This is a genomic window from Calothrix rhizosoleniae SC01 (assembly GCF_900185595.1).
In the GTDB taxonomy this organism is placed as follows: domain Bacteria; phylum Cyanobacteriota; class Cyanobacteriia; order Cyanobacteriales; family Nostocaceae; genus Calothrix_A; species Calothrix_A rhizosoleniae.
The window spans coordinates 1-4,041 of sequence record NZ_FYBH01000019.1 but is presented as its reverse complement, the minus strand read 5'-3'; the positions used below and the strand labels follow the sequence as shown (position 1 = coordinate 4,041).

At 40.4% G+C, this 4,041-nt stretch carries 3 protein-coding genes; 2 read left to right on the top strand and 1 reads right to left on the bottom strand.

Annotated features, from left to right (window positions below; translation table 11 throughout):
- The first annotated feature begins 308 nt into the window (after positions 1-308).
- Positions 309-1,388: a class II fructose-bisphosphate aldolase gene (gene fba, locus CALSC_RS00865; RefSeq protein ID WP_088239548.1), complete on the top strand. Its 1,080-nt coding sequence runs from the start codon at positions 309-311 to the stop codon at positions 1,386-1,388.
- Positions 1,389-1,683: 295 nt separating this feature from the next.
- On the opposite strand, the gene CALSC_RS00860 is transcribed toward fba, so the two are convergent.
- Positions 1,684-2,373, bottom strand: coding sequence for a Uma2 family endonuclease (locus CALSC_RS00860; protein ID WP_088239547.1), 690 nt, complete (start codon positions 2,371-2,373; stop codon positions 1,684-1,686).
- Positions 2,374-2,524: 151 nt separating this feature from the next.
- Here CALSC_RS00860 and CALSC_RS00855 point away from each other — a divergent pair, with 151 nt between their 5' ends.
- Positions 2,525-3,712, top strand: a complete 1,188-nt coding sequence (locus CALSC_RS00855) for a GNAT family N-acetyltransferase (RefSeq protein WP_088239546.1) — start codon at positions 2,525-2,527, stop codon at positions 3,710-3,712.
- The last annotated feature ends 329 nt before the right edge of the window (positions 3,713-4,041 follow it).

Genomic DNA, 4,041 nt, shown 5'->3' with positions numbered 1-4,041 from the left:
CAGCTCCCACGCTCCCAACACTTCCCCTCCCCCACAAGATTGATGATTACTCTCGATTACGGAACTGATCCTCCAGGAGCCGGGATGCGATCGCTATTTTGTCTACAAAGCTACTAACTAAATATTTGCGATCGTTTACAGATTTATCATTTATTTTTTGAGATTCAGCTTAAACTTATTAAACATAAACACACATGAGTAGTTATAATTTCTTATAAGTTGAAAAATATCTTAAGATTAGCGTAATAATTACGCTTGTCTGAAAACGACTAGCTGAAACGTATCATAAAAATTTAGGAGGACTATCTATGGCACTCGTACCAATGCGGTTGCTATTGGATCACGCGGCTGAAAACGGCTACGGCATTCCAGCCTTCAATGTGAACAATATGGAGCAGATCCAAGCAATTATGCAGGCTGCCCATGAGACAGATAGCCCCGTGATTTTGCAAGCCTCTCGCGGTGCTCGTAAGTATGCTGGGGAAAATTTCCTGCGCCACTTGATTTTAGCAGCAGTAGAAACCTATCCCCATCTACCTATTTCCATGCACCAAGACCATGGTAATGAGCCTGCTACCTGCTATTCAGCAATGAAAAATGGCTTTACCAGTGTCATGATGGATGGTTCTCTGGAAGCCGATGCTAAGTCTCCTGCTAGCTATGAATACAACGTTAATGTGACCCGTGAAGTAGTGAAAGTCGCTCACGCAATAGGTGTCAGCGTTGAAGGAGAACTAGGTTGCTTGGGTTCCCTAGAAACTGGTATGGGTGAAGCTGAAGATGGTCACGGTTTTGAAGGTAAGCTAGATAAAGAACAACTGTTAACCGACCCTGATCAAGCTGTTGATTTTGTAGAACAAACTCAAGTAGATGCTTTGGCTGTAGCTATTGGTACTAGCCATGGTGCTTATAAGTTCACCCGTAAGCCAACTGGTGAAATTTTGGCAATCAGCCGTATTGAAGAAATTCACCGTCGTTTACCTAATACTCACTTGGTAATGCACGGTTCTTCTTCCGTACCCGAAGATTTAATTGCTTTGATTAACAAGTTCGGTGGTACCATTCCTGAAACATACGGTGTACCTGTAGAAGAAATTCAAAAGGGTATCAAGAGTGGTGTCCGTAAGGTTAACATTGATACAGATAACCGCCTAGCCATTACTGCGGCAGTCAGGGAAGCCTTAGCTGGAAATACTAAGGAATTTGACCCCCGTCACTTCCTGAAGCCTTCCATTAAATACATGCAGCAGGTTTGTGCTGATCGCTACCAACAATTTGCTACTGCTGGTAATGCTAGCAAAATTAAGCAAGTATCTAGTGATGTATTTGCTGTTAAGTATGCTAAAGGCGAACTAGATGCTGTGACCAAAAAAGCAGTTAAAGCCTAGTTGTAACTGAGAATAAAAAGGTACGGCGATGCCGTACCTTAACATTATGATGACCATGTTGTTTGGTATGAAGAGCCGGGAAGCAAGTGAGTTCCTGGTTTTTTGTTTTGCTCAAAAATTTATTGATAAATTGCTTTTTATAAAGGTGGCTTATTATAAGGGTATATAGACCCAAGGATGCGATCGCAGCTATAAGCAAAATAGACTCTAGTGAATATCAGGCAAATATCATCCCCAAGACAGATGACAGATATTGAAATAAATTTATCTATAGAAATTAATCTTTTACAACTTCCTAAATAGTATCAGGATCGACACCAAGCTCTCGTAACTTTTCTTTCAACTGTTCAACTTGCTGCTGTGCAAGTCTAGCTTTTTCTTCAGCTTCCTGTCTAGCAGTTGTTTCTTTATCTAATGCTGCTTTCAACTCTTCAGGAACCAGTAACTTTTCTCCCGTATCCTCTCGGTAAAAACCAATTAATTGATCTTCTACCTGTAACCGTAATTTTAGGGGTTCACTGCGACTATCTGTAATTAATTCATATACTTCCCCGCGCAAACGATATCCCTGTAACTTTTCTGCTATCCACTCTCCCTTGGGGTCAAATAACCAGTATTCTCGAACGCCAAGTTGTTCGTATAAAGTTTTCTTAAATTCTGTATCTTGTCCTTTGGTTCCTGGGGAAGTGATTTCAAAAATCACCACGGGTATTTGTCCCTCTTCCCAAATTTTATAATTATCTCGACCTCCAGGAGCAACATCAAAAATTACCATTACATCGGGAGCCACCCGTAAACGTGGATAACCTTGAGCATAGTAGAGAAATTGATCCGCCAGAACCGTTGCTTGACGACCTTGTAAATATTGTTTTAGTACTTCCAAGGTGGCAAGGATAGCATATAAATGTACGTAACTTTCAGCCAAGGGTTTACCATCCGAGCTGGGATAGAAAATTTCTGTTTTTTGAGGTGTAAGGCTAGTCATAATTAGCCGAGAAGATTTTTTGGGTGATTTTATTATAATTGTCAATAGTAAAGTTATTCCATAACGGTCAAGGTTGTGGGTTCCCCTACCAGATAATTCATTTTTTCATATCCTCTTAACTCTGACTAGCAAATTATTTTGGACAATCAGAATGGTGGAAAAACTCAAGCCTCGTTACTCTGTCACTTGGATGCAAAAAATTGCCGAAATTCCTCAATCAGCTTGGGATGCTTTGGCAATGCCATTAAAAACTCCATTTTTAGAGTGGGAGTGGCTACATAATTTAGAAGCTTCTGGTAGTGCTATTGCCAAACATGGTTGGTTACCCAATCATTTAACATTATGGCGAGAACAAACATTAATTGCTGCGGCTCCACTATATATTAAAGGGCACAGTTACGGTGAATTTGTCTTTGACCATCAGTGGGCTAATTTAGCCGAACGCTTGGGAATCAACTACTACCCCAAACTATTGGGGATGTCTCCATTTACCCCAGTGGAAGGTTATCAATTTTTGATTGCGCCAGGGGAAGATGAAGATGAGATAACAGGGATGATGCTGCATGAAATAGATACTTTCTGTATCAAATATGGTTTAAGTGGCTGTCATTTCCTGTTTGTCGATCCTCAATGGAAACAGAAAATTGAGAGTCAAGGTTTTACTGCTTGGTTACACCATAGCTATATCTGGGAAAATCTGGGATTTAATAACTTTGATGACTACTTAGGTGTATTTAATGCTAACCAACGTCGTAATATCAAGCGAGAACGCAAGGCTGTTGGCAAAGCTGGTTTGCAACTGCAAACATTGACTGGCGATCGTATTTCCCATTCTTTGTTGGAGTTAATGTATGGCTTTTATGCTGATACCTGTGACAAGTTTGGTTGGTGGGGTAGTAAGTACCTGACAAAGGAGTTTTTTGAGCAGTTACATAATTATCGCCACCGTATTCTCTTAGTGGCTGCTTACAGTGAGCATGATCAACGACAACCCCTGGGAATGTCCTTTTGCCTATTTAAAAATGATCGCTTATATGGTCGTTATTGGGGAAGTTTTCAGGAAATAGATTGCTTACATTTTGACGCTTGTTATTATGCACCAATTGAGTGGGCGATCGCTAATAATATACAGTTGTTCGATCCTGGCGCTGGTGGAAGACATAAAAAGCGTCGTGGTTTTCCGGCCAAATCCAATCATAGTTTACATCGTTTTTACAGCGATCGCTTACAACATATCCTATGTGCTTACATCGGTGAAGTGAATGAGTTAGAACAGCAGGAAATTGACGGAATTAATTCACAGATGCCTTTTACTCAAAAAGGTGATTTTAGAAAATAACTCACTTCTGGTGGCGAAGTCATTGTTCATTAAAGATTCCCTTTGTGCCCAATGTCGGAGCATATCTAAAGCCTAGTTCAAAGAAAAGCGAGTAAGAGGGAGTAAAGCGTCCGCACAAAAAATCACTGCTACATGAAGCTGTGAGACAGGCAGTTCAGATAAATAGCTAAAATTTTTTTGTTACGCAAAACCTTTATTAAGCCTAGGTTTCAAGCTGATAAACACAACTCCAGAAATTTTTTTCCTAAAAAGTGGTTGACAAGTCAAGATAGGTTAGATATATTAATTAAGTGCCTGAGAGAAGCGCAAACAAAGCGGGCTCGACGGCG

Excerpts from the sequence above, each read along its gene's own strand:
- fba (WP_088239548.1), top strand. The coding sequence starts at position 309 with ATGGCACTCGTACCAATGCGGTTGCTATTGGATCACGCGGCTGAAAAC.
- CALSC_RS00860 (WP_088239547.1), bottom strand. The coding sequence starts at position 2,373 with ATGACTAGCCTTACACCTCAAAAAACAGAAATTTTCTATCCCAGCTCG.
- CALSC_RS00855 (WP_088239546.1), top strand. The coding sequence starts at position 2,525 with ATGGTGGAAAAACTCAAGCCTCGTTACTCTGTCACTTGGATGCAAAAA.